18 protein-coding genes are annotated in these 21,434 nt (G+C 72.2%); 4 read left to right on the top strand and 14 right to left on the bottom strand.

Translation table 11 applies throughout. The features are described from left to right. The first annotated feature begins 16 nt into the window (after positions 1-16). Complete coding sequence (locus tag IF23_RS0129185; protein ID WP_157848104.1) at positions 17-1,987, top strand: hypothetical protein; 1,971 nt, start codon at positions 17-19, stop codon at positions 1,985-1,987. A 29-nt stretch (positions 1,988-2,016) separates the two neighbouring features. On the opposite strand, the gene IF23_RS32295 is transcribed toward IF23_RS0129185, so the two are convergent. The 13 genes from IF23_RS32295 to aac(3) form a co-directional block, all read right to left on the bottom strand. Next, positions 2,017-2,769: a PIG-L deacetylase family protein gene (locus IF23_RS32295; protein ID WP_051739973.1), complete on the bottom strand. Its 753-nt coding sequence runs from the start codon at positions 2,767-2,769 to the stop codon at positions 2,017-2,019. Between the two features lie 4 nt (positions 2,770-2,773). Beyond that, positions 2,774-3,862, bottom strand: coding sequence for a glycosyltransferase (locus IF23_RS0129175; protein WP_157848103.1), 1,089 nt, complete (start codon positions 3,860-3,862; stop codon positions 2,774-2,776). Beyond that, positions 3,855-4,127 (bottom strand): DUF6137 domain-containing protein, encoded by a 273-nt coding sequence (locus tag IF23_RS0129170; protein ID WP_030289001.1) that lies wholly within the window; start codon positions 4,125-4,127, stop codon positions 3,855-3,857. The genes IF23_RS0129175 and IF23_RS0129170 overlap by 8 nt, the downstream gene beginning before the upstream one ends. Further along, positions 4,124-4,819 (bottom strand): histidine phosphatase family protein, encoded by a 696-nt coding sequence (locus IF23_RS32290; protein ID WP_030288999.1) that lies wholly within the window; start codon positions 4,817-4,819, stop codon positions 4,124-4,126. The genes IF23_RS0129170 and IF23_RS32290 overlap by 4 nt, the downstream gene beginning before the upstream one ends. Next, complete coding sequence (locus IF23_RS0129160; RefSeq protein ID WP_030288997.1) at positions 4,816-5,712, bottom strand: radical SAM family protein; 897 nt, start codon at positions 5,710-5,712, stop codon at positions 4,816-4,818. The genes IF23_RS32290 and IF23_RS0129160 overlap by 4 nt, the downstream gene beginning before the upstream one ends. A gap of 24 nt (positions 5,713-5,736) precedes the next feature. Further along, positions 5,737-7,377, bottom strand: coding sequence for a GMC oxidoreductase (locus tag IF23_RS0129155; RefSeq protein ID WP_051739972.1), 1,641 nt, complete (start codon positions 7,375-7,377; stop codon positions 5,737-5,739). Between the two features lie 19 nt (positions 7,378-7,396). Next, the gene (locus tag IF23_RS0129150) at positions 7,397-9,304 is read right to left on the bottom strand and encodes an ABC transporter ATP-binding protein (RefSeq protein ID WP_078654347.1); all 1,908 of its coding nucleotides are present in this window, start codon (positions 9,302-9,304) and stop codon (positions 7,397-7,399) included. Next, on the bottom strand, positions 9,304-11,109 hold the full coding sequence (locus IF23_RS0129145; protein WP_051739971.1) for an ABC transporter ATP-binding protein: 1,806 nt from the start codon (positions 11,107-11,109) through the stop codon (positions 9,304-9,306). Before IF23_RS0129145 ends, IF23_RS0129150 begins: the two co-directional genes overlap by 1 nt. Further along, positions 11,106-12,353, bottom strand: coding sequence for a glycosyltransferase family 4 protein (locus IF23_RS0129140; protein WP_157848102.1), 1,248 nt, complete (start codon positions 12,351-12,353; stop codon positions 11,106-11,108). The genes IF23_RS0129145 and IF23_RS0129140 overlap by 4 nt, the downstream gene beginning before the upstream one ends. A gap of 72 nt (positions 12,354-12,425) precedes the next feature. Next, complete coding sequence (locus tag IF23_RS31685) at positions 12,426-13,565, bottom strand: 2-deoxy-scyllo-inosose synthase (RefSeq protein ID WP_157848101.1); 1,140 nt, start codon at positions 13,563-13,565, stop codon at positions 12,426-12,428. Positions 13,566-13,654: 89 nt separating this feature from the next. Continuing rightward, complete coding sequence (locus IF23_RS0129130) at positions 13,655-14,929, bottom strand: DegT/DnrJ/EryC1/StrS family aminotransferase (RefSeq protein WP_030288983.1); 1,275 nt, start codon at positions 14,927-14,929, stop codon at positions 13,655-13,657. Positions 14,930-14,984: 55 nt separating this feature from the next. Next, a complete protein-coding gene (locus tag IF23_RS0129125; protein ID WP_030288981.1) occupies positions 14,985-15,992 on the bottom strand; it encodes a zinc-dependent alcohol dehydrogenase in 1,008 nt (335 codons plus the stop codon). 334 nt (positions 15,993-16,326) lie between these two features. Beyond that, complete coding sequence (gene aac(3), locus IF23_RS0129120; RefSeq protein ID WP_030288980.1) at positions 16,327-17,196, bottom strand: aminoglycoside 3-N-acetyltransferase; 870 nt, start codon at positions 17,194-17,196, stop codon at positions 16,327-16,329. Between the two features lie 978 nt (positions 17,197-18,174). Here aac(3) and IF23_RS0129115 point away from each other — a divergent pair. The 3 genes from IF23_RS0129115 (at position 18,175) to IF23_RS0129105 (ending at position 20,691) form a co-directional block, all read left to right on the top strand. Beyond that, the gene (locus IF23_RS0129115; RefSeq protein WP_051739969.1) at positions 18,175-18,528 is read left to right on the top strand and encodes a hypothetical protein; all 354 of its coding nucleotides are present in this window, start codon (positions 18,175-18,177) and stop codon (positions 18,526-18,528) included. After that, positions 18,521-19,729 (top strand): MAB_1171c family putative transporter, encoded by a 1,209-nt coding sequence (locus IF23_RS0129110; RefSeq protein ID WP_030288977.1) that lies wholly within the window; start codon positions 18,521-18,523, stop codon positions 19,727-19,729. Before IF23_RS0129115 ends, IF23_RS0129110 begins: the two co-directional genes overlap by 8 nt. A 191-nt stretch (positions 19,730-19,920) precedes the next feature. Further along, positions 19,921-20,691: an IS5/IS1182 family transposase gene (locus IF23_RS0129105; protein WP_030288975.1), complete on the top strand. Its 771-nt coding sequence runs from the start codon at positions 19,921-19,923 to the stop codon at positions 20,689-20,691. A gap of 239 nt (positions 20,692-20,930) precedes the next feature. Here IF23_RS0129105 and IF23_RS0129100 read toward each other — a convergent pair. Then, a partial coding sequence (locus tag IF23_RS0129100) for a hypothetical protein (protein ID WP_030288974.1) occupies positions 20,931-21,434 on the bottom strand: 504 nt, incomplete at its 5' end.

The raw sequence follows: 21,434 nt of genomic DNA, 5'->3' as shown, positions 1-21,434 counted from the left end.
CGGCGGGAGGAAATGCATGGAAACGGCGAACTCGCGGACCGCGGAGCTGACAACGGAAGGACGCGGGGGGCGGCCGGACGGTGTGGGAGCGCCGTCGATCACCGAACTGCCGTCCGGGCCTCCTCCACTGCGCCGCGCGGCCGTGGCGGCTGCGATCCGGGACGGCGGGGCCGAGGCCCGGTACGCCTGTGCCTGCTCCATCGAGCAACTGCTCGCCGACACCGCCGCGTGCCCCACCGCGCCCGCGTCCGCGCACGTCCTGCTGGACGAGGTCCGACGGGCGTGTGCGGACCTCGCGGGGGTTCTCGCCGCCGGGCTCGGGAAGCGTCCCGCGGCGCCGGTGCCCGGCCCGGAGTTCCTGGAACACGCCATGGCGCGGACCGCCGCGCTCACCGCCGGACTGTGGCAGGCCGGCGCGGCGCGCGGTGACGCGGCGGCCGAGGCACTGCTGCGGCACGCCACCGACTGGAAGACACCGGAGTGCTACGGGTACGACCTCGCCGACATCGGCCTGGTCCACGGACAGGCCGCCGCGTGGCTGGCGGCCACCGGGGAACGCGCCCCGATGTTCGTGGTGGGCGTGCGCACCGGCGGCTCCTACCTCGCGCCGCTGTGGGCGGCGGCCGTGGCGAACGCCGGGCGCACGGCCGCCGCCTGGACCACGCTGCGCCCACTGCGCACGGCGGGCCGGATCGCTCTCGCCCCGGCCGAGACCGGCCGGCTGCCCGCCGCACTGCCGCCGGGCACGGTCGTCGTCGCCGTCGACGACCAGCCGGACACCGGCGGCACCGCGCGGGCGGTCCGCGACGCGCTGGCCCTGCGCTACCCCGAGGCGCGCGACATCGTGTTCGCCTCTCCCGGCCGCACGTACGCCGTGGACGGGACCGGCATACGAGCGCTGACCCGGACCCGTGCCGTACGCGCCGACGGCGGGCGGCTGTGGCAACTTCCCGCCGAAGCTGCGCGGTTGACGGCCCGTGCTCGGTCCGGGGGCGCGATGCCCGCCGACGCCACCGAGTTCCGGGTGACGCCGTTCCGCGGGCCGTTCCACGAGGCCTACGGAGGTAGCGCCACGGAGACCGGGGTGGACGGACGGAGCGCCACAGCCACCGAAGCGGACGGAGCCGGTACGGGAGTCGTCCGCATCAGCCCCCGCAACACCCCCTTCTCCCTGGCGGCGAAGGAGCCCGCCGTGCCGGGCGACCGGCCCCGCGCCTACCACTTCCGCTTCATCGGCACCGGCCCGCACGGCGCGCAGGGCGCCGAAGCCGTCGAAGCGCTGGGGGCCTTTCTGCCTCCCGTCCGCCGGTACCTCGACGGCTATCTGGTGACCGGTCACGAGGAAGGACTGCGCCCGCTGGGGCCCGAGCTGCGGCGGATGGCCGCCCCGCACCGCCGCCAGGTCCTCGAAGCCGTGGTCCGCTACTGGCGGGCGCTGGACGACGTCGGCGGGCTGGGACCGGTGGACCCCGCCGTCACCTACGCGCCGCGCGAACGGCTGGCCGCCGCTCTGGACCGGCTGAGGGACCGGCTGGCGTGCCGGCTCCCGGTGGACGGCGGCTGGCTCGACCGCCATCTGCCACGCCGCGCGCCCCTCGGCGGCACCCGAGCCCGCCTCTTCCGTACCTCGCTGCCGTACTCGCACCACGGCTGGCACTGGCAGGTCGGTGCCGACCCGGCGCCGGACGCGCCGCCCGTCGTGCGCCGGTTCGGGCTCGACTGGATCTGGGGCGGATCCGGCGCCCTTGAGGCCGAGATCTCCTCCTTCGCCGTCGAGAACCGACTGGACGCGACGGACCTGGCCACACTGCGGACGGCCGTCGCCGACGACCGTGCCTTCGACGCCGCCCTTGATCTGGCGGGCGACGCGCTGTGGTGGAACGTCAAGAGCTGGCTGCGGCGCTGCCCCGCGCCCACGCCGGACACCGTCCGCAGGATCGCGGGCGATCTCGGCGAACTGGCAGGGTACGTGGGCGGGTTGCGCTGACCGGTCCGCCGCGCGGGGCGGGCGACGGCTCATCCGGCCGTGGCGGACGATGGCGCCCACACCCGCTCCACGTGGGTGCCGTCCCCGGGGCCGGCCGCCTCGCGGGCGTATCCCGTCGTCTCGCGGACGCACTCGTCGTCGGTCTGGCAGCCGTAGACGTACATGCCGCGCACCTTGGCAGGCAGGACGTGCTCAATGTCCGTGACGGCGTACAAGGACAGGCCCTCCTCCCCCAGCGCCTTCTCCGTGGCGGTCCGCGGACGGTGCGCGGCGTAGGGCAGGTCCTCGTAGTACAGCCGCCGCACGCCGTCGCCGGCGGACCGCCGCACGGCCTCGTGCACCAGCCGGTGGTCCACGTGCCCGCCCACAGCCGCCGGGGCGAGCACCAAGGTGGGGCGCAGTTCGGCCACCGCCCGTGCCACGGCCTCGGCGACCCGGTCGCGCAGCGGGTCGGCGGCCGGGTCCGCCGTCAGCTCCGTGTCGTCGTCGTAGCCGCGCAGGCTCGCGTCGTCGAATCCGAGCGGGACGTAGCGTGCCAGGCCCCGGGCCCGGCAGTAGCGCCGCTCCTCCTCCGCGCGGCGGGCGCTGATCACGCCCGGGCCCGCCGCCCGCAGCCGCTTGGGCAGCGCCCACGCGGAACGGGTGAAGACGGTCAGCAGCAGACCCGGCGCGGAACCCGCGCACGCGGCCAGCACACCGCCGCAGGAGTAGGCCACGTCGTCGGGGTGGGGTGAGATCCACAGGGTCGTGTTGCGGCGGATTTCCTCGATCAGGTCGGGCACGGCGCTACACCCCCGTCGCCGGTGCGTGGCGCGGTGCGGCGATCAGCGACGCGTACCGGTGGGCGACCTCGCGCCAGCCGGTCCACGGGCGCTGCGCCGGACGGGCCGCCCCACCCCGGGCGACGACGGCGTCCATCAGTTCGGCGACCGTCGCCGCCCGGAGCGAGGCGAAGCCGGCCAGGGCCCCGCAGTCGTCGAGCGTGGCGACGGGCAGGCCGAGCTGCAGTGCTTCCGCCGCCGCGAAGTTGAAGGTCTCGTGGAAGACGGAAGGCAGCACGAACAGCCGCGCCCCCGCGTACACCCGCTTCCACTCGGTGCGTATGTCGTAGGAGTCCACCACTTCGACGGCGTCGGACGCGGCGTACGGCGCGACGAGTTCACGCGCGTCCCGCCCCTCCTTCGACCAGGTCGCGAAGATCGCGCGTACCGGCACCCCTGCGCCGGTGAGCCGGTCCAGGCACACCCGCGCCTGGTCCACGGAGGTCTTGCCGAGCTGGAGCAGCACCGGGCCCGAGGGGTCACGCAGGTCCTGTGGCGGCAGGTGGTCGACGGCCCACGGGATGTACGTGCGGGAGCCGAAGCAGCGCGTCCAGGGCAGGTCGCGCAGGAACACCTCGCGCGTGGGGCCGTCGGGGAACGCGTCGGCCGCCGTGCAGTGCCCGCCGGACGGGACCGTCGCACCGAGAGCGTGCACCGGGCACGGTGGCGGGGTGGACAGGTCGGGCGACAGGCGGCTCAGGTCGTGCCAGATCCGGACCACGCGCCGCCGCAGCTCGGGGACGTCCGGCCCCTCGTCCGCCACCGCGTCCTCTCCCCCGTCGAACAGCGGACTCTCCACGAGGGGGAAGACGGCGTCGACCCGTTCGCGGACCACCCGCTCGGCCAGCGCGTCGAGGTCGGCGCCCTGCGCGCAGGGGTAGAACTCCGCCTCGACGCCGAGCTCCCGCACCCCCTCGACCAGGTGCCACAGGGCGGTTTCCACCCCGCCCCAGGTGTCGCAGGTGAATCCCTCGTCATAGATCTCGAACAGGGCGCGGCGCGGGCCCGGCGGGTCCAGCGGCGCGTCCGGCGGGATGGTCATCGGCTCAGACATGGAGCGCCTCCGCGGGCAGCCTGCCGAGCCGGTCGCAGAGGTCGTCCACGACCAGTCTCCGGTTGCCGCCCGCCAGCAGGCCCAGCGAGCAGTCGAAGTACGACTCGATGCGGTTGACGATGTTGGCGTAGTCGCGGTCGCCCACGTCGAGGTGGCCGCGGGCCACGATCGTGTCGGGGTCCTCGCCGGTCTCGTCGCTGAGGCACTTGACCACCAGCAGCCGGACGCGGTCCCCGGACGCGCCGGCCGACGGCGCGCCCGTCACGCCGTGCGCGCCAGATGGCTCTTCGAATTGGCCACGACCAGGGAACTGCATGGTTCCTCCGTTCCGTCCAGAATTCGGTCCACGATGAAGACGCCGGTGTTGCTGACCTTGAAACGGGCCGAGCGCAGCACCCCGTCGCCCAGGTTCAGCAACTCCAGCAGCAGCGCCTGGATCGTCTCGGCGTGCGAGACGATCACGCAGTCCGTCGCGGCGGGGCCGGCCAGGCACTCGCGCAGGAACTCCCTGGCGCGGGCGCGCTGCGCCGCCCAGCTCTCCACACCGGCGAACTCCCGCTCCGGGTGGCGCAGCCGCTCCTCCAGCAGGGCATCCCACTCCCGTACCGCCAGGGGGCGCGGGAACCTGCGCGGCGCCCGCACCTCCGCGAGACGCCGGTCGTGGACCGCCGTCAGTCCCAGCGCCCCGGCCAGCGCCTCGGCCGTGCGCACGGCCCGCCGCAACGGAGAGGTGTAGAGCCGGCAGCCCCGTGGGCCGGCCGGACCCGGCCAGGACGCGTGGTCCCGGGCCAGGTGTCCGGCCAGCGCCCGCGCCTGTTCCCGCCCGAGCGGCGTCAGGTCCGCGTCGGTGTCGTAGCCGTCCATGAGGTCGTCGTCGGCCAGAACGTTGACCTGGGCCTGGGCATGCCGTACGAGCAGGAACCGCTGGGTCGCGGGCGGGTCGGCGGTGCCGGTCATACGAGGGGCAGCGGGATGCGGCCCTCGGGAACCTGCATCCGGGGCCGGGAGTTGTTGAACTCCTGGTTGGCGATGCAGGTGCCGCACGGCCAGTTGTCGAACTCCCGTATCTCGCCGAAGTCGTGGTAGAGGTGCTTGGGCACCGAGTAGCAGTCGCACTTGACCATCTGGATGCGGTCGTCGGCGACCGAGTAGTTGTAGCCGTTGGTGATCTGGTCGCAGACCGCGTTGCGCTTGCCCGTCTCGTGGATGTGGTTCCAGCGCCGGAAGTACTCCGCGGGGGCGAGGAATTCCGCCGGGTGCAGGTCCTCGTAGCGCAGGTTGACCTGGAGCGGCTGCCCCTTGAAGGCGAGCAGCGGCATGAAGTGCAGCAGGCCCTTGTAGCCGCGTTCGGCCAGCACGTCGATGAACGCGTTGACCTCGTCGATCGTCTGGTCGTGGTAGACCGCCTGGAGTTCGGCGTCCAGTTCCACGGCGGTGTCGATGATGCGGTCCACCTGCTCCTGGCTCAGGCCCCGCTTCTCGTTCATCCGGGCGGTGTGGCCGTCGACGGAGAAGACCCACATCAGGTTCTCCCGGCCCTCAAGGCAGCGCGGCAGCCGGGTGCCGTTGCTCAGGACCTCGATGTGCCAGCCCTCGGCGGCGCGCTTTTGGAGGTGGTCCAGGATCTTCGGGTAGAGGCAGATCTCACCGTTGGACTCCACCCTGAACAGCACGTTGTCCTGCTCGTACTTGGCGAAGATCCGGTCCAGCGAGGCGTTGGTGGCCGGCTGGTCGACCTTGATCGCCTTGACCTCGCAGTAGGTGCAGCGCAGGTTGCAGGCGCCGTCGATGACGATGTTCCGGTAGGCGCGGACACGCTTGGTGCGCGGCGGCCATTGCACGGTGGTCATGGTCGGGGTGTCCTCTCGTACGGTTCACACATGGGCGGCGTGCGGGGCCGCCAGCTGGAACGCGACGGCCTTGCTGGTGCGCAGGGCATGGGCCTGGATGGTCAGGGTGGGGTTGAGGCCACCGGGGTACGGCATGAAGCTCCCGTCGACGATGTGGACGTTGTCCGCCGAGTGCACCCGGCCCCAGCCGTCCACCACGGAGCGGGCCGGATCGTCACCGGCCCGGCAGGTGCCGTGCAGGTGGGAGCTGCCCTGCGCGAATCCGGTGGCCTTGTGGCGGATGCCGTCCGCCCCGGCGGCGCACAGCAGCCGCTCGCAGCGTCCGATCATGTAGCGCAGCCGTGCCACGTCGCGCGGGTCGGTGCGGTAGTCGATGAGGACGGCGGGCAGGCCGTCCTCGTCCACGTGACGGGAGAGTCCGACGCGGTTGTCCAGGCTGGGGTGGTCGGACAGGATCGTCTCGATCCGCAGCTCCAGCGCGTCGCGGACGAGCTTGGGCGCCCGGTCGCGCTTGGACTCGTAGATCAGGCCGCCCACGCCGGTGGGGCAGTCCGCGTCCAGGTAGTGGTCCATGAACGCCACGGTGGAGAAGGGGCCCTTGTGCAGGTCCGGGTCCGCCAGGAGTTCCGGCGCGGCGTCCACGACCCCGCTGACGTACTCGCTCAGCTTGACGCACAGGCCACGCCCCACCATGCCGGAGTGGTTGCCGACGCCGGAGGGCGAATACCGCGTGCGTGAGCGCAGCAGCAGAGCCGCCGTCTGGATCGCGTTGCACGCCAGGACGAAGGCGCGGGCCCGCACTGCGCGGGCCTGCCCGCTGAGACGGTCCAGGCAGCGCAGCGCGGAGACCTCGCCGGTGCGGTCCTGCTCCAGGCGTACGGCGCGGACGCCGGTGCGCAGCGTGAAGTTGCTGTGGGCGGCCAGCGGAGCCAGGAAGACCGCGACGACATCGCCCTTGGCGCCGGTGGGGCACGCGTGGCTGACGCACAGCGAGACCCGGTCGCATCCGGCGCGTCCCTGGTACGGCAAGCTGTTGATGGCCAGCGGCGTGGGGAAGGGCCGGTAGCCCAGGGATTCTCCCGCCGTGTACAGGACCCGCGCGGCGGCGGACGGTTCGTGGGCCGGACCGCGGCTGTGCCGGGTGCCGCCGGTGCCCTCCTCCGGCGGGCCGCCACACACGCCCAGCCGCCGTTCCAGCACTTCGTAGTAGGGCGCCAGCTCGGCGAAGGTGTAGGGCCAGCGCACCTCGGTGTCACCGGCGTCGATGAGCCGACTCGGGTCGAAGTCGAAGGGCTGGTAGCGGAACGAGGCCCCGCCGTAGAAGACCGAGCCGCCGCCGAGGTTGGACGTGGTCCACGGCCAGCCGTCGTCGGTCCAGCGGCCCTCGTCGTCGCGCGCGACCGCCTGCCGGCACAGTGTCTCGGCCTCGTCGAGGTCCACGTGCCCGGCGAGCCGGAAGCCTTCCTCGACCATCAGGACGTCGAGTCCCTGACGGACCAGTCGGTCCGCGGCGACGGCGCCGCTCGCCCCGCTTCCGATGACACAGACGTCCCACACGCGGTCCTCGGCCTCGTCGCCGAAGCCGTCGCGGTGCGCGGGCCCCAGGAATTCGGGGTGGCGGGCGCCGGGATTCGCCAGTGGCGAGGGTCCCCGTAGGTGCTCCATGGTGTGTTGAGCCTCTCGTTCAGTGGCGCGCGGGGTGGTGGGGGCGCCCGCCGGTGGCGGACAGCCAGCCGCAGTACAGGTGCGCGAAGGGGCCGTCGCCCGTGGCCAGTTCGGCGGGCGGCCCGTCCTCCACGACCGCGCCGTTCTCCAGGACCAGCACCCGGTCGGCGATGGCGGCCGTGGTCAGGCTGTGGGCGATGATCAGCGCGGTGCGGCCGGTGAGCACCCGGTGCAGGGCCGCGTGCACGGCCCGCTCGGTGGGGGCGTCCATGCTGGAGGTGGCCTCGTCGAGGATGAGCACGCGGGGCGCGGCCAGCATCACCCGTGCCAGCGCGACGAGTTGGCGCTGCCCGGCGGAGAGTCCCGCGCCGCGCTTGCGGACGTCGGTGTCGTACCCCTCGGCGAGGCCGCTGATGAAGTCGTGCGCGCCGACCGCCTCGGCCGCCGCGGCGATCTCCGCGCGGGTGGCGTCCGGCCGCCCCAGGGCGATGTTGTCCGCCACGGAACCCGAGAAGAGGAAGGGTTCCTGGGTAACCATGCAGATGCCGGAGCGCAGTTCCGCGTCGGCCACCTCGCACAGGTCGGCGCCGTCCAGGGTGACCCGGCCGCCGGTCGGGTCGTACAGCCGTGCGAGCAGCTTGGCCAGGGTCGACTTGCCCGCCCCGGTCGTACCGACCAGAGCGACGGTCCGTCCGGGTTCGAGTTCCAGGTCCAGCCCGTCCAGGACGTGCGGGGAGGCGGCGGTGTAGCGGAAGCGCACCTTCTCGAAGCGGACGCGGCCGGGCGCGGGCACCGCCGGCAGCAGCCGGGGCCGGGCGGGTTCGGGCAGTGTGTCGGGCGTGTGGAAGAGGACGCCGATCCGTTCCAGGCCGGCCGACGCCGCGGAGAAGGCGTTGGCGAACGAGGCGAGTTCGTCGATCGGGTCGTACAGCCGGTGCACGTAGAGCAGGAATGCGGTCAGCGCGCCCGCCTCCAGGTGGCCGTCCGCGATGCGGATTGCGCCGAGGGCCAGCAGCAGGGCCAGCGAGAGGTTGCCGATCAGTTTGACGCCGCCGCTGAAGACGGCGCTCACCCGCCCGGAGGCGGCGCGTGCCGTGGCGTAGCCGGTGTCCAGCTCCCGCAGGCGCGCGCTGTTCTCGCCCTCCTTGCGGAACGCCTGCACGGCGCGGATGCCGTTGTACGTCTCGCCGGTGTGCTGCACGATCTGCTCGGTGACGCCCCGGGTGCGCCGGTAGGCGCGGCGCGAGCGGTCCCGGAACCAGCGGGTGAGCAGGTACAGCGGCAGGAACAGCGCGAGGACGACGGCGGCCATCGGCAGGTCGAGCCAGAGCATCACGGCCACGGTCCCGACCATGGAGAACAGCGCGGAGAACAGGCCGTCCAGGCCCATCTCCAGTACTTCCTCCACCGACTCCACGTCGCTGGAGAGACGGGCCACGACGCTGCCTGAGGGCGCGGACTCGTGGTAGGCCAGCGGCAGCCGCACGGCGTGCGCGAAGGTGCGGCAGCGCAGCCGGAACAGCAGGGTCTGGGCGATGTTCCCGGAGTAGCGCAGGAAGCCGTACTTCAGGGTGGCGCTCGCCAGGCCGGCGCTCAGCGCAAGCGCCGCGTAGGCGGTCAGCGGCCCCCAGCGGCCGTCCGCCGCCGCGGGGACGCCCCGGTCTATCGCGGCGGCGATCAGCAGCGGGGTGACCAGCGCGCAGACGTTCTCCAGCAGTGCCAGGGCGACCGCGCGGGTCAGCCGGCGCCGCTCGGGCCCGAGCAGGGCGCGCAGCATCTGGTTGCGCCGGGTGCGCAACTGCCGGTCGTCCGGCCTGCCGTCGGCCTCGTGCGCCGCGTGGTCCACGTCCGGCGCGGGGGCGGGCGTGGGTCCGGTGGCCGTGCTTCCGGGGGCGGCCGTATCGTTCCGCTGCCGGTCCTCGGGCATCAGGCTCGTACCTTCCGTGCGGGGTCCCGGCCCGGCGGTCCGTCCGGCACCAGGTCGTTGACCGGGGAGCGCAGCAGATGGCGGTAGTGCTCGTCGGAGGCCATCAGTTCGTCGTGGGTGCCGGTGGCGGCCACCCGGCCGTCGGCGATGAGCGCGACCTGGTCCGCCGCGCGCAAGGTGGCCGGGCGGTGGGCGACGACGACGGTGGTGACCTTGGCCATCACAGTGCGCAGCGCGGCCTCCACCTCCCGTTCGGTGTGTACGTCGAGGGCGGACAGCGCGTTGTCCAGGACGAGGACGGCGGGGCGGGGCAGCACGGCGCGGGCGAGGGCCAGCCGCTGCCGCTGCCCGCCGGACAGCCCCACCCCCTCCTCGCCGACCCGGGTGGCGAGTTGCTCGGGCAGCGCCGCGACGAAGTCGGCGGCGTGGGCCAGGCGCAGCGCCTCCCAGATCCGGGCGTCGCCGTGCTCCTCGGGAGGCAGGCCGAGGGCGACGTTGTCCCGTACGGTCCCCGAGAACAGCACCGGGTCGTCGAACGCGCAGGTCACCACCGAGCGCAGCGCGTCCAGGGAGAGGTCGCGCAGATCGGCGCCGTCCAGGGTGATCCGGCCGTGCGTGGGGTCGTCCAGGCGGGACAGCAGCGAGACGAGGGTGGACTTGCCGGAGCCGGTCGCACCGATGAGGGCGAGGGTGGTGCCGGGCCGTACCGTGAGGTCGATGCCGCGCAGTACGGCTTCGGGCGCGCCCGGCAGCCGGTAGTGCACGTCCTCGACGCGCAGTTCGCCGCGCAGCGGGCGGGGCAGCGGGCGGGGGGCGGCCGGTTCGCGTACGGCGAGCGGGGCGTCCCGCAGCTGCCAGTACCGGTCGGCGGCGGACGCCGCGGTGCTGGCGTCGGCGATCAGCCAGCCCAGGGTGTCGGCCGGCCAGCGCATGTAGGTGGCCACGGTGATCGCGGCCATCAGGGTGCCCAGGGTGAGGCTGCCGGTGGCGGTGCCGTAGCCGCCGAATCCCATGAGGGCCACGATGCCCAGCTCGGGCAGGGCGGTGATCAGCCACCACAGCGCGGCCGTCAGTGACAGCTTGCGCAGCTCGGTGCCGCGCAGCGCGCGGGCCTGCGCGGTGAAGCGCTGTACCGTCTCCGGGCCGCGGCCGAACGCCTTCAGCACGCGGATGCCCAGGACCGATTCCTCCACGGTGGTGGTGAGGTCGCCGCTCTGGTCCTGGGCGGAGCGGGCCGCCACGTGGAAGCGCTTCTCGAAGACGATGGTGGCGGCCACCATCGGCAGGTACGTGACCAGCACGATCAGCGCGAGGAAGGGCGACAGGTAGGCCAGCACTCCGAGCCCCGCCAGCAGCGCCGCCGTGTTGACCATCAGGTACACCGCGGAGAACGCGAAGAAGCGGCCCAGCTCGGCGATGTCGGAGACCGTCCGGGACAGGAGCTGCCCCGAACTCCACTGGGTGTGGAACGAGGAGGGCAGCCGCTGGACGTGGCGGAACAGGTCCGCGCGCAGCGTCGTCTCCAGGCGTGTCGACGGCCGTACGACCAGCAGCCGGCGGGCGCCGAGGAGTACGGCCTCCCCGACGCCCAGCAGCGTGAAGGCGGCGACGGTCCACGGCAGTGCCGCCATGTCCTTGTGGGCGACGGGGCCGTCCACCAGCCGCTGGACGACCAGTGGCATGGACAGTCCGGCGAACATCGAGCCCAGGGCGGCGGCGCAGGCCCCGGCCATGAGCCAGCGGTGCGGGCGCAGACCACGGGCGCAGCGCCGGAGCGATCCGGTGCGGGCGAGGGGGGCGCTCATCGCGCGCTGCCCGCGGCGCGCAGCGCGTGGGCGTAGTGCTCCAGCGCCCGGTCGGTGGCCGACCCGCTGCCGTAGGCGGCGCGCAGTCGCTCACGGGCGCCCGTCACGCGTCCGCGGGGAGCGTCGGCGTCGTCGACCGCGCCGCGGACGGCTTCGGTGAGCGCGGCCACGTCCCCGCGCGACACGAGGAGTTCGGGGGTGACCGTGCCCACGGTCTCCCGCAGTCCGCCCACCGCGTAGCCGGCGACGGGCGTGCCGCACATCATGGCCTCGATGGCGCTGCCGCCCAGTTCCTCGTGGGCGGACGGCATGACCAGTACGTCCAGGGCCGTCATCACGGTGGGGATGTCGGCGTGCGGCAGGAACCCGGTGAAGCGGAACTGGTCCGTCAGCCCGGCGTCGGCGACGGCCTTGCCCATCCGCTCGCGCTGCGGCCCGTCACCGACCACCAGGAACACGGCGGGCTTGGCTCCGGGCAGGGTCTGCCAGTGGCGGGCCAGGGCGACAAGGTCCCGCCAGCCCTTCTCGTGCGCCACGCGCCCCACGTAGCCGATCACGGCGGTGCCGTCCGGTATCTCCAGCGACCGCCGCAGTCCGGCCACCTCCTCGGCGGGCCGGGGCGCCAGGTCGCCGACGGAGTCGGGGACGATGTCGATACGCTCGGGATCCATCGCCAGGGCGCGGGCGACGACACCGGCGGTACGGGAGGTCAGCGCCGAGACCCGGGCCGCGTGCCGCACCGCGTAACGTTCGACGACGCGGACCAGCCTGTGCTGGAGCTGGTCGATCCGGGACATCGGCTCATACACCGAAAGCCGTGAGCAGTGCAGGGTCAGGCAGTACGGCACACCCATGACGCGCGCCGCCAGCGGCCCGGCCAGCAGCGCCCAGAGCTGCCCGTCGGCGTGCACGTGGATCAGGTCGGGCCGCCAGCGCCGGCGCAGCCGTACGCAGGCGGCCAGCGCACCGGCCAGCCACGCCTGGTTGAGCCCGGCGAGGCCGGTGAGCTGCGACCGGATCGGGGGCAGCGGGGCGCGGGTCACGCGCACCACGAGCCCCGGCCGGTCCAGGCGCCGCTTGGGCAGGCCGGGGAAACCGACGGTCAGCACCTGCTGTTCGACGCCGCGGGCCGCCAGCTCGCGCGACAGCCGCAGGATCTGCACCTGCATCCCGCCGACGGCGTCGTACTCGGCGGGCCAGCTCTCGACCTGGTCGTGGTGGAAGAACGGGGTCAGCCGCAGCACACGCACTACAACTCCACACGAGAGGAAACGGACGGCGGGCGGAAGGGGGGCGGGGGCGTGACCCGCCGTCGGTCAAGCGGGGGCGGGCGAGAGGCGAACGGTGGCGGCCGCCTGCCGTGCGGGCGCCGCCAGTGTGTCGACGGCCTGGCCCAGCAGTTCCAACGGGACGGGCACCAGGGGGAGTTGGACGGTGCGCAGCGCCTGGCCGGGGCCGGACAGCAGCACCATGGGAGTGGTGTCGGGCGGGCAGGGCAGATAGCCGCGCTTGTTGTCGTAGGTGAGCCAGTTCTTCACCTCCGCCGGGTCCACCTGCGCCGGTACGGCCGCCTCCAGGCCCGCCTTGGCGACCAGTTCGCGGTGCAGACCGACCAGGTCCGCGGAGGCGTGCCCGAGCCGACGGGACACCTCGGCCGCCACGACCATGCCGATGGCCACTCCCGCACCGTGGGCGACCTCGCCCCGGGCGGCGTGCTCGATGGCGTGCCCGGTGGTGTGGCCGTACTCCAGCACGAGCCCCTCCCGGCGTTCGTGCTTGTCCGCGCCGGTGACCTGCGCCTTGGCGGCCACGCTCTCCTCGATGATCCACCGCATCGCGGCGTCCTCGTAGTATGCGTCGGGCCGCAGTTCGGCGGAGAGCCGCTCGATCATCGACGGGCGGATGGCGAGCGAGTTCTTGACCACCTCGCCCATGCCCGACCGCAGTTCCCGCACGGGCAGGGTGCGCAGCATCGCAGTGTCGGCGAGCACCTCGGCGGGCTGGTAGAAGGTGCCGACGAGGTTCTTGCCGTAACTGGCGTTGACCGCCTGCTTCAGCGAGAGCACCGAGTCCAGCATCGCCACCACGGTGGTGGGCACGTGCACCAGCGTGATGCCGCGGAAGAGCAGGGAGGCCAGCAGCCCGGCGATGTTGCCAGTGATGCCGCCGCCCAGCGCCACCACGACGCTGCGCCGGTCCGCGCCTTCGGCGAGGGCCTGCTCGGCCAGGGCGTCGACGGTGCCGATGTGCTTGTGGATCTCGCCCACCGGGTGGGTCAGGAGCACGGCGGGGCCGGCCTCCTTCTCCAGCCGGTCGGCCAGGTCGCGTCCGTAGAGCGGGCCCACAGTGGTGTCGCACACCACGAGGTAGCGGCTGGCGGTGCGTTCGCCGAGGCGCGCGACGATCTCCTCGACGCACTCGGTCCCGAGCCGGTAGGGAAAGCTCGTGTCTTCCATGGTGATGGCCGTGACGTGCATGGTCTCCCCGTTTTCGTGGGCGGGTCGCGGGACGGTTGCTCCGGCGGGCCGTGTCCGGCCCGCCGCCTTCAGCCGGTCAGTTGGGCGCCGTGCCGCACGACCTTGGCGAAGGCCGCCGCGATGTCCCGCATGTCGCCCTCGTCACCGAGCAGGGCGGCGTGGTGGACGGTGACGGTGCGCCGCGCCGCTTCCTCGCACACGGGCAGGTCGAAGCCCTTGGGGTCGATGCGGCTCTCGTGCTGGACGCCCAGCGCGAAGCGGCCGCGGCTCCTGGGGTCGTACAGGCGGTTGCGGGTGATCGGCGCGTAGCACGAGGCGATGGGGAACCCCAGCTCGGCGGTGAGCGCGTCGGTGACGGCGGCCAGGCCGACGTCGGTCAGCTCTCCCTCGGGTAGCCGGGCGGCGTAGGTGTAGTACGTGCGGTTACCGGTGCCCGCGGACGTGCTCTGCGGCCGGTAGCCGGCGTCGGCCAGCAGCTCGTCCAGGAGCGCGGCGTTGCGCCGCCGCCGCTCGTTCTGCTCGTCGAGCACGCCGAGCTGTTCGACGAGCAGGGCGGCCTGGAATTCCGACACACAGCGGTTGGAGCCCATCAGCTCGCCGGTCTCCACGAGCTCCATCCGCCCGGTGTCGACCGGGAGCCCGGCCAGGCAGCGTCCGTCGGCGCGCAGATGCTCCACGCGGCGGGCGAACTCGGCGTCGCGGGTGATGACGGCACCGCCCTCACCGCTGGTCAGCACCTTGCTGTGCTGCATGCTGAACGTGCCGGCGGTGGCCAGCGCGCCGACCTTGACGCCGTGGTACTCCGCGCCGTGCGCCTGCGCGCAGTCCTCGATGAGCGGCAGCCCGTGGCGTTCGGCCAGGGCGCGCAGCGCGTCCATGTCGGCGACCGCCGAGTACAGGTGGACGACGACGATCGCCTTGGTGCGCTCGGTCAGGGCGCTCTCCACCGCGACGGGGTCCAGGCACAGCGTGTCGGGGTCCACGTCGCAGAAGACCGGTACGGCGTTGACGCCGAGCACGGTCGAGCCGGAGGCCACCCAGGACAGCCCGGGGACGATGACCTCGTCACCGGCCCCGATGCCGCACGCCTCCAGGGCGAGCATCAGGCTCGCGGTGCCGCTGGCCGCGGGCACGCAGTGCTCGACCCCGTTGTACGCGGCGAAGGCCCGCGCGAAGCGCCGCTCCTGGGACTCGGTGCCCTGGTAGGGGCCGCTGATCGACCACCGGCCGGAGGTGAGCACCCCCTCCAGGGCCCGTACGGCTCCGGGGGCGGACTGCGGCCACAGGGGCCAGGGGCGGGTGCGTACCGGGCTGCCGCCTTGCACGGCCAAGGAACGGGTCATCTGTTCGTCCTTCCTGAGCACGGGGCTGGGGGTGCGGTGCGGGAGAACGGCCGGGTCAGGCGCGGAGGTTGAAGTACGAGCGGGTGTTGCCGTCGGCGCGGCGCAGCGCCACGTCCAGCGCCCGCGCGTGGTCGGCGAGGCCGAACTCGTGGCTCAGCAGCGCGTCGACGTCGACCGTGCCCGCGGCCAGCAGCTCGATGGCCTCGCCGAACCGGTCCCCCGGTCCCATCGACGCCTGGAGCGAGAGGACCTTGACCACGATGTGGTGGGGCGCCATCGCCGCGGCTTCTTCGATGCGGTAGCCGATCAGCCCGACGCGTCCGCCAGAGCGAACGGCTTCCACGGCCTCCTGGACCGCCAGCGGGTATCCGGATGCCTCCAGGACGACGTCGGGTGTCGCCTCGGGGTGCTTCTCGACGAAGCCGACCAGCTCACCGGGGTCGCCGCCGACGGTGTGCGGCACGCCCAGCGCGTGGGCCGCCTGGCGGCGTTCGGGCACCGGCTCGGCGAGAACGGTGACCTCGCCGCCGCGCAGCCGGACGGCCTGGGCGAGCAGCAGTCCGATGCCGCCGGCGCCGGTGATCGCCACCTTCTCGCCGGCGGTGACGGCGAGTCGGTCGACGGCGTTCAGCGCCACGGCCAGCGGTTCCACCTGGCATGCCTCGCGCAGCGAGAGCCCCTCGGGCAGCCGGTGCAGGTTGGCCGTCGGGATGGTCATGTACTCGGCGCAGGCACCGTCCCTGGTGAAGCCGAGTTCCTGGAGGTCGGCGCAGAGGGTGGGCTTGCCGACTGTGCAGTGCCGGCAGCTTCCGCAGGCGACGGTGAGGTCGCCGACCACGTTGCGGCCGACCAGCTCACCGGCGTCGCCGCCGGCTTGGACCACGGTTCCGCTCCACTCGTGCCCCGGCACCACGGGGTAGGTGAAGCCGTGCCAGACACCCTTGTAGAAGGAGAGGTCACTGCCGCAGATCGAGTTGTAGGCGAGGTGTACGAGCGCCTCGCCCGGCGCGGGCTCCGGCACGTCGCGCTCGGTGAGCACGGCCTGCAGGGGAGCTTTGAACATCAGGGCTTTCATCGTGCAGACCTCCGTGTCCAGGGGACCGAACGGGTGTCGGGCGTCACGAGTAGCGTCCGCTCTAGCGAATGGAGTGCCCGGGAAGCGTACGCCAGCTTGTGGGTCGGTTGTCAACTAAAGCGGACCCGAGGAGGTTGAGGAGCGTGGAGGACGCACGGGCGGGGACCGGAGACGTCACGCGGCCCGCTGTCGTCGACGCGTCAACGACAGCGGGCCGGGGTGGGGCGGATACGCGGCTCACGGACGGGACACCACGTGCTGGCAGGGGCAGTTGAGCGGGCAGTCTCGTAGCCGAGGGCGCCTGACATTTCGCCCCCCTCACTCACCCGCCGGGCGCCACCGCTTTCCCGCCCAGCTTCCCCTCGATCCAGGCCACACCGAACCGCACCACGTCCGCGGCCTCGAACAGATGGCTCTCGGCCGCGCCGACCGTGCCTCGCCGCCCGATTCCCGCCGCCAGCATCTCCCGGGCGATGACCTCGAACGGCCACGCGCCCTCCGGCACGATGCCCGAGTAGTCGAAGGCGCCGTCCTCTGAGTCGATGTCGGTGAAGCGCCGCCAGACCCGTTCGCCGTCGACGAGGACCGGCTGTTCGTACGTCACGAACCGCTTGCCGGGGGCGTCAGCCAGGGCCTCGGCGTGGTGCAGAAGGGTCAGGGAGTCCAGCGGTGCGCCCAGCAGGAGGACGCAGCCGCCCAGGGTGACCAAGCGTGCCAGCGGACTGTCCGGGCCGTGCGGGTCGTCCCAGGGGTGCTCGTCCATCAGAGCGCGGGCGTCGGGCCCGAGGGCCGCGAAGCTCACGTCGGGGTGGCGGCTGCGCACCGTGTCCGGGAGGCGGAGCAGGGCCTGGGGGAGACGGCCGTTGTTGTGTTCCGCCTCGCTGGTGGCGGGGTCGTAGGCGGGGTGTTCCGCGCGCAGCGCGTCCTGCCAGTCCTGCGGCCACTGGGTGAAGTCGTAGGGCAGGGCGTCGTTCCAGCCGCAGGTCACCATGAGGGTGCCGCGGCCGCCGACGACGTCGCGCAGCGCTCCGACGACCGTCTGCGGGCCGCCCGCCACGTAGCCGATCGCGGAGAGTCCGGTGTGGAACATCACGACGTCGCCCGCGCGGAGGCCGAGGGCGGTCAGATCCCGGGCGAGCCGGCCGCGGGTCACCGGGCCGCCGGAGCGTTCGAGCAGTGCACGTTCATCCATGGCCGGGAACCTATCCGCAGCGGACGCGCCGACGGCACCGAGCCGTCGGACTCTGCGATGGCACAGGGCCGTTGGGCTCTCCGACGCCACAGGGCCTTTGAGCCCTCCGGCAGGCCCCTCGGACCCCGGGCGGCCGAGGGGGCCGTGGGCAGGTGATAGGGGCATATTCGGTCAGCGAGTTGGCGCAAACCACACCAAACTGTGGCGACTGGTTCCGCGGCATCGTACGGTGACAGACGTTTTGCTTCAGCCGAGGGGCCAACTCCCCGGCGGAGAACCAGAAGGGCGACGCATGAGCGACAGCGAGGTGGCGCATCCGGGGTCCCGGCACCGGTCATCGCGGGAACCCGCTCGCGCGGTCACTCCGCAGCCGGACCGCGTACTGGTCGGCTCCGCGCAGCCGGGCCCCACCCCGACGGAGTGGGGCACTCCCCTTTCCGGCGCACGGCTCCCGCTGTCACCTCCACAGACCCCGCGTCGCCCGATGCCCCCCGTCTTTCCCGGGCTCTTGCCCAGGACCACGCGCCGCACCGGGACAAGCCGTACACCCGGTCCCTGCTCCTGCCGCACCGCGGCACGCCCGGCCGCGCCATCGCCCCGGCCGCGACGGACGTTCCGGCCGCGCGGCTGCACACCGATCATTGGGCCACCTCTCCCGATGCGCTGCGCGGCCCGCCTCGCTGAGGGTCCCCGGACCTCGCGCCGCACCACCCCGGACGGACCGTGATCGGCCGGCCGGGACCGCATCGTGGTACCAGACACCGGAGCACGGGGTAGCGCCGCACGCCGCCCCTCACAAGAGAAGTGACAGACCTCCACATGCTGTACAGGTATTCCCAATTACGTCGGTGGTGCCGGTCGAAGCTGACCGACCTCCCCTTACCGAGCCCCTTCTCCGCCGAAGAATTCTGCCGGAACCTCTCCGAACAGCGCCAACGTCCGCTCCATTTACACGCGTTACCCACGCACATCACGAAAATGGAGGCGTGCGGACTGTGGCTGTCCACCGAGACGGACGACCACATATTCTTCGAGGCCCGCACCTCGCCCCTGCACCAGGAACACATCGTGCTCCACGAGATCGGGCATCTGCTTTTCGACCACCAGATGCTGGGGGACGGTGACCACGGCGGTATCGGTGCCCTGCTGCCCGACCTCAGTCCCCGCCTCGTCCAGCGCCTGCTCGCGCGTACCAACTACTCGACGTGCCAGGAGCAGGAGGCGGAGATGCTCGCCAGCCTGATCAGGACGCACGCCACGGCACGGGGCCGTGGTCCGCGGTGCGCGGCCACGGAACGGGCCGAACGAGCCCTGGGCATCACCCGTGACTGACCACTGGCCGAACGGTCTCTTCGAGCAGGCCGAATGGTTCGGCATCGCGCTGATGTGGATCGTCACGCTGCTGCGGGCGCCGGTCGCGGTCCGCACGCCGCAGCAGCGCCCCCTGTGGCTCGCGGTGGGCCTGGCCTCGGTCGCGATGACCCTTCAGGTTCCGGAGGTCGCGCTCCTGGCGAAGGCGGCGCTGGGCGGTTCCTCGCACGCCGTGTGCCTGTTCAAGGAGATCGTCGGGCTGCTGGCCGCCACCGCCGTGTTCCAGTTCATCTCGGCGATCGTCGGGCTGCGGCGGACGCGGCCCGTCATCCTCGGCACCGCGGCCCTGACGCTGGCCGGACTCGTCGCGCTGTGCGTCTTCTCGCCGCCGCACGTCAGGCACGTGGTGCCGAGCCCCCCCTCCCAGGCGGAGACTCCGGACACCATGTACTGGATCGTGCTGCTCTCCTACCACCTGGCGGCGAACACCGCCTGCGTCGTCGTGTGCTGGAGGTCCGGGCGGCGCGTGACCCATGCGGTCACCCGGGCCGGGCTGCTGCTGCTCGGCACCGGACTGTTCCTGTCCGCACTGCTCATGGCGCTCTCCCTCGCCCATGTCTTCACCCGCAACGCCGCGATTCCGCACCTGTTCCCTGCGGTTTCCGGGGCGGAGGCGACCTTCATGGCGGCGGGCGCCGCCTCCCCGCTGCTACGCCGGCCGTTGCGCACCCTGCGGAACATGGCCGTCATGTACCGTCTCCATCCCTTGTGGCGCACGCTCGTCCACGTCACACCGGAAGTCACACTCGACGGTCCCCGCTCGCGCGCCGTGGACCTGCTGAGCGCGGTCCGGCACTCGGACCTCCGGCTGTACCGGCGCGCCATCGAGATCCGGGACGCCCTGCTGGCGCTGGAGAACTTCTCCCCTGCGGGCAGTCTCGACCGTGCCCGCGAACACGTGCGCGCCGCCCGGATCACGGACGCATCGGCCGAAGCGGCGGTGACGGCGTGCTGGGCCGGCGCAGCTATGGCGAACAAACGCTCGGGCGCCATGACACCGGGCCGCCCCTCCAGACTGCCCGAGAGCGGCGGCGACGACATGGCCGAGGAGGTGGACTTCCTTCTGCACCTGTCCCGCTTCTTCCGCTCCCCCCTGGTCACCTCGTTCCTCAAGGCCGAGGAACAGCGGCACGGGGCCATGCCCGACAGCCGGGCTGCTTGACGGCCGAGATCCCGAGGCCGGTCAGAGAGGCCGGACTCCCTGGCCCGTACCGCCCCCGTCACCGTCCCCCGCTGACATGATGGGCCCCATGAGCCGAGTCGCCCGTCGCATGTTCGAGCTCCTGGAGCCGATCTGTCTGGTCACCTAAGGCTTGTCCCGTAACTGCTGGTCACGGGTGAGATGATCTGGCTGTGTCTGGTGTGATCGCGGCGTCGGAGCCGTCCTGGATAGCCCCGTTCACCGGGCTGAGCCCACGTCAGTTCGGCAAGCTGATCACCGCGCTGCGGCACGAGGGAGCGGACCCCGTCCGCAAGGGCCGGCCGTGGAGCCTGCCGCTGGAGGACCGGGTCCTGCTGGTCGCCGCGTACTGGCGAACCAACCTCACGCTGCGGCAGCTGGCGCCGCTGTTCGGGGTGTCGAAGTCGGCTGCGGACCGCATCATCGATCACCTCGGTCCGGCTCTCGCGCTCCAGCAGCGCAAACGGTTCCGCAAGGACACCGTGCTGATCGTGGACGGCACCCTCGTCCCCACCCGGGACCACACCATCGCCGAGCAGTCGAAGAACTACAGGTACTCGACCAACCACCAGGTCGTCATCGACGCCGACACCCAGCTCGTCGTCGCGGTCGGCCGGCCACTGCCCGGCAACCGCAACGATTGCAAGGCGTGGGAGCTGTCCGGCGCCAAGGACGCCGTCGGGAAGACGATGGTGATCGCGGACGGTGGCTACCGGGGCACCGGCCTGGTCATCCCGCACCGCCGCGAGAAAGGCCAGAGCGAACTCCCCGCCTGGAAAGAGGAACACAACGCTTCCCATCGCAAGGTCCGCGCCCGCGTCGAGCACGCCTTCGCCCGCATGAAGAGCTGGAAGATCCTGCGCGACTGCCGCCTCAAGGGCAACGGCGTCCAACACGCCATGCTCGGCATCGCCCGCCTGCACAACCTCACCCTCGCCGGGTGACGGAGAAACCAGCAGGCCATCAGGCACGACCGAGATCATTTACGGGACAACCCTTAGCTACGGGGTGGGGCTGTGCTTTGTGAGCGGCTCTCCGCGTATTCGGCAGGGCGTCAAAGCTATAGGTAACGGGGTGTTAGTTCTCCGGGTAAGCTCTCATGCCTTTTTCTCTATTGGAATTTCAAGGCTACTTTCCCCAGTATGGAAGTCTTCGGATGGGTCATCAAATCCCTTCCGGGGACTCAAGCGGCGAATCCGATGTTGGTCACGTACTCGTACGCGCCATAGTCGCTGCCCAGCTCGATGGTGATGTCGTCGAACCAGGCACGGTCGAGCGCATCGTCATCACTGTCCGCCCATGCCCGGACCACGGCATCCCAATGACGTACATTCAGCACCCGATACGCCACCACACGCTGATGAGGACGACTGACCTGCGACTGATTCAGCGGATGGAACTCCACCCGCGTCCCCCGCCCCTCACGGTTCAGACGACCCAGCAGGTACCGAGCCACATTCTTCCGCCGCACAGTCCGGTACGCCTCCTCGATCCGAGCAAGGTTGCGCCGACTCGGGGCACGCTTCCCGTCAAGCCACGCCTTCACCGTACGATCCGTCACCGTCAACCCAGCCTCCCGCGCAGCAGCACGCGCATGATCAGAACGCGTGAGGTAGTGCAGACGCGCCATCAAACCACGACGAACGGAAACAGGCGTGGCGATGAATCCGGCTAGCTTGTCGAGCTG

The organism is Streptomyces catenulae (genome assembly GCF_000718015.1).
Lineage (GTDB): Bacteria > Actinomycetota > Actinomycetes > Streptomycetales > Streptomycetaceae > Streptomyces > Streptomyces catenulae.
The sequence above is the reverse complement of the archived record's forward strand: the minus strand, read 5'-3'. Positions and strand labels throughout refer to the sequence as shown.

Excerpts from the sequence above, each read along its gene's own strand:
- IF23_RS31685 (WP_157848101.1), bottom strand. The coding sequence starts at position 13,565 with ATGGAAGACACGAGCTTTCCCTACCGGCTCGGGACCGAGTGCGTCGAG.
- IF23_RS0129130 (WP_030288983.1), bottom strand. The coding sequence starts at position 14,929 with ATGACCCGTTCCTTGGCCGTGCAAGGCGGCAGCCCGGTACGCACCCGC.
- IF23_RS0129175 (WP_157848103.1), bottom strand. The coding sequence starts at position 3,862 with ATGTCTGAGCCGATGACCATCCCGCCGGACGCGCCGCTGGACCCGCCG.
- IF23_RS0129185 (WP_157848104.1), top strand. The coding sequence starts at position 17 with ATGGAAACGGCGAACTCGCGGACCGCGGAGCTGACAACGGAAGGACGC.
- IF23_RS32290 (WP_030288999.1), bottom strand. The coding sequence starts at position 4,819 with ATGACCGGCACCGCCGACCCGCCCGCGACCCAGCGGTTCCTGCTCGTA.
- IF23_RS0129150 (WP_078654347.1), bottom strand. The coding sequence starts at position 9,304 with ATGCCCGAGGACCGGCAGCGGAACGATACGGCCGCCCCCGGAAGCACG.
- IF23_RS0129115 (WP_051739969.1), top strand. The coding sequence starts at position 18,175 with ATGGAGGCGTGCGGACTGTGGCTGTCCACCGAGACGGACGACCACATA.
- IF23_RS0129125 (WP_030288981.1), bottom strand. The coding sequence starts at position 15,992 with ATGTTCAAAGCTCCCCTGCAGGCCGTGCTCACCGAGCGCGACGTGCCG.
- IF23_RS0129160 (WP_030288997.1), bottom strand. The coding sequence starts at position 5,712 with ATGACCACCGTGCAATGGCCGCCGCGCACCAAGCGTGTCCGCGCCTAC.
- IF23_RS0129155 (WP_051739972.1), bottom strand. The coding sequence starts at position 7,377 with ATGGAGCACCTACGGGGACCCTCGCCACTGGCGAATCCCGGCGCCCGC.
- IF23_RS0129145 (WP_051739971.1), bottom strand. The coding sequence starts at position 11,109 with ATGAGCGCCCCCCTCGCCCGCACCGGATCGCTCCGGCGCTGCGCCCGT.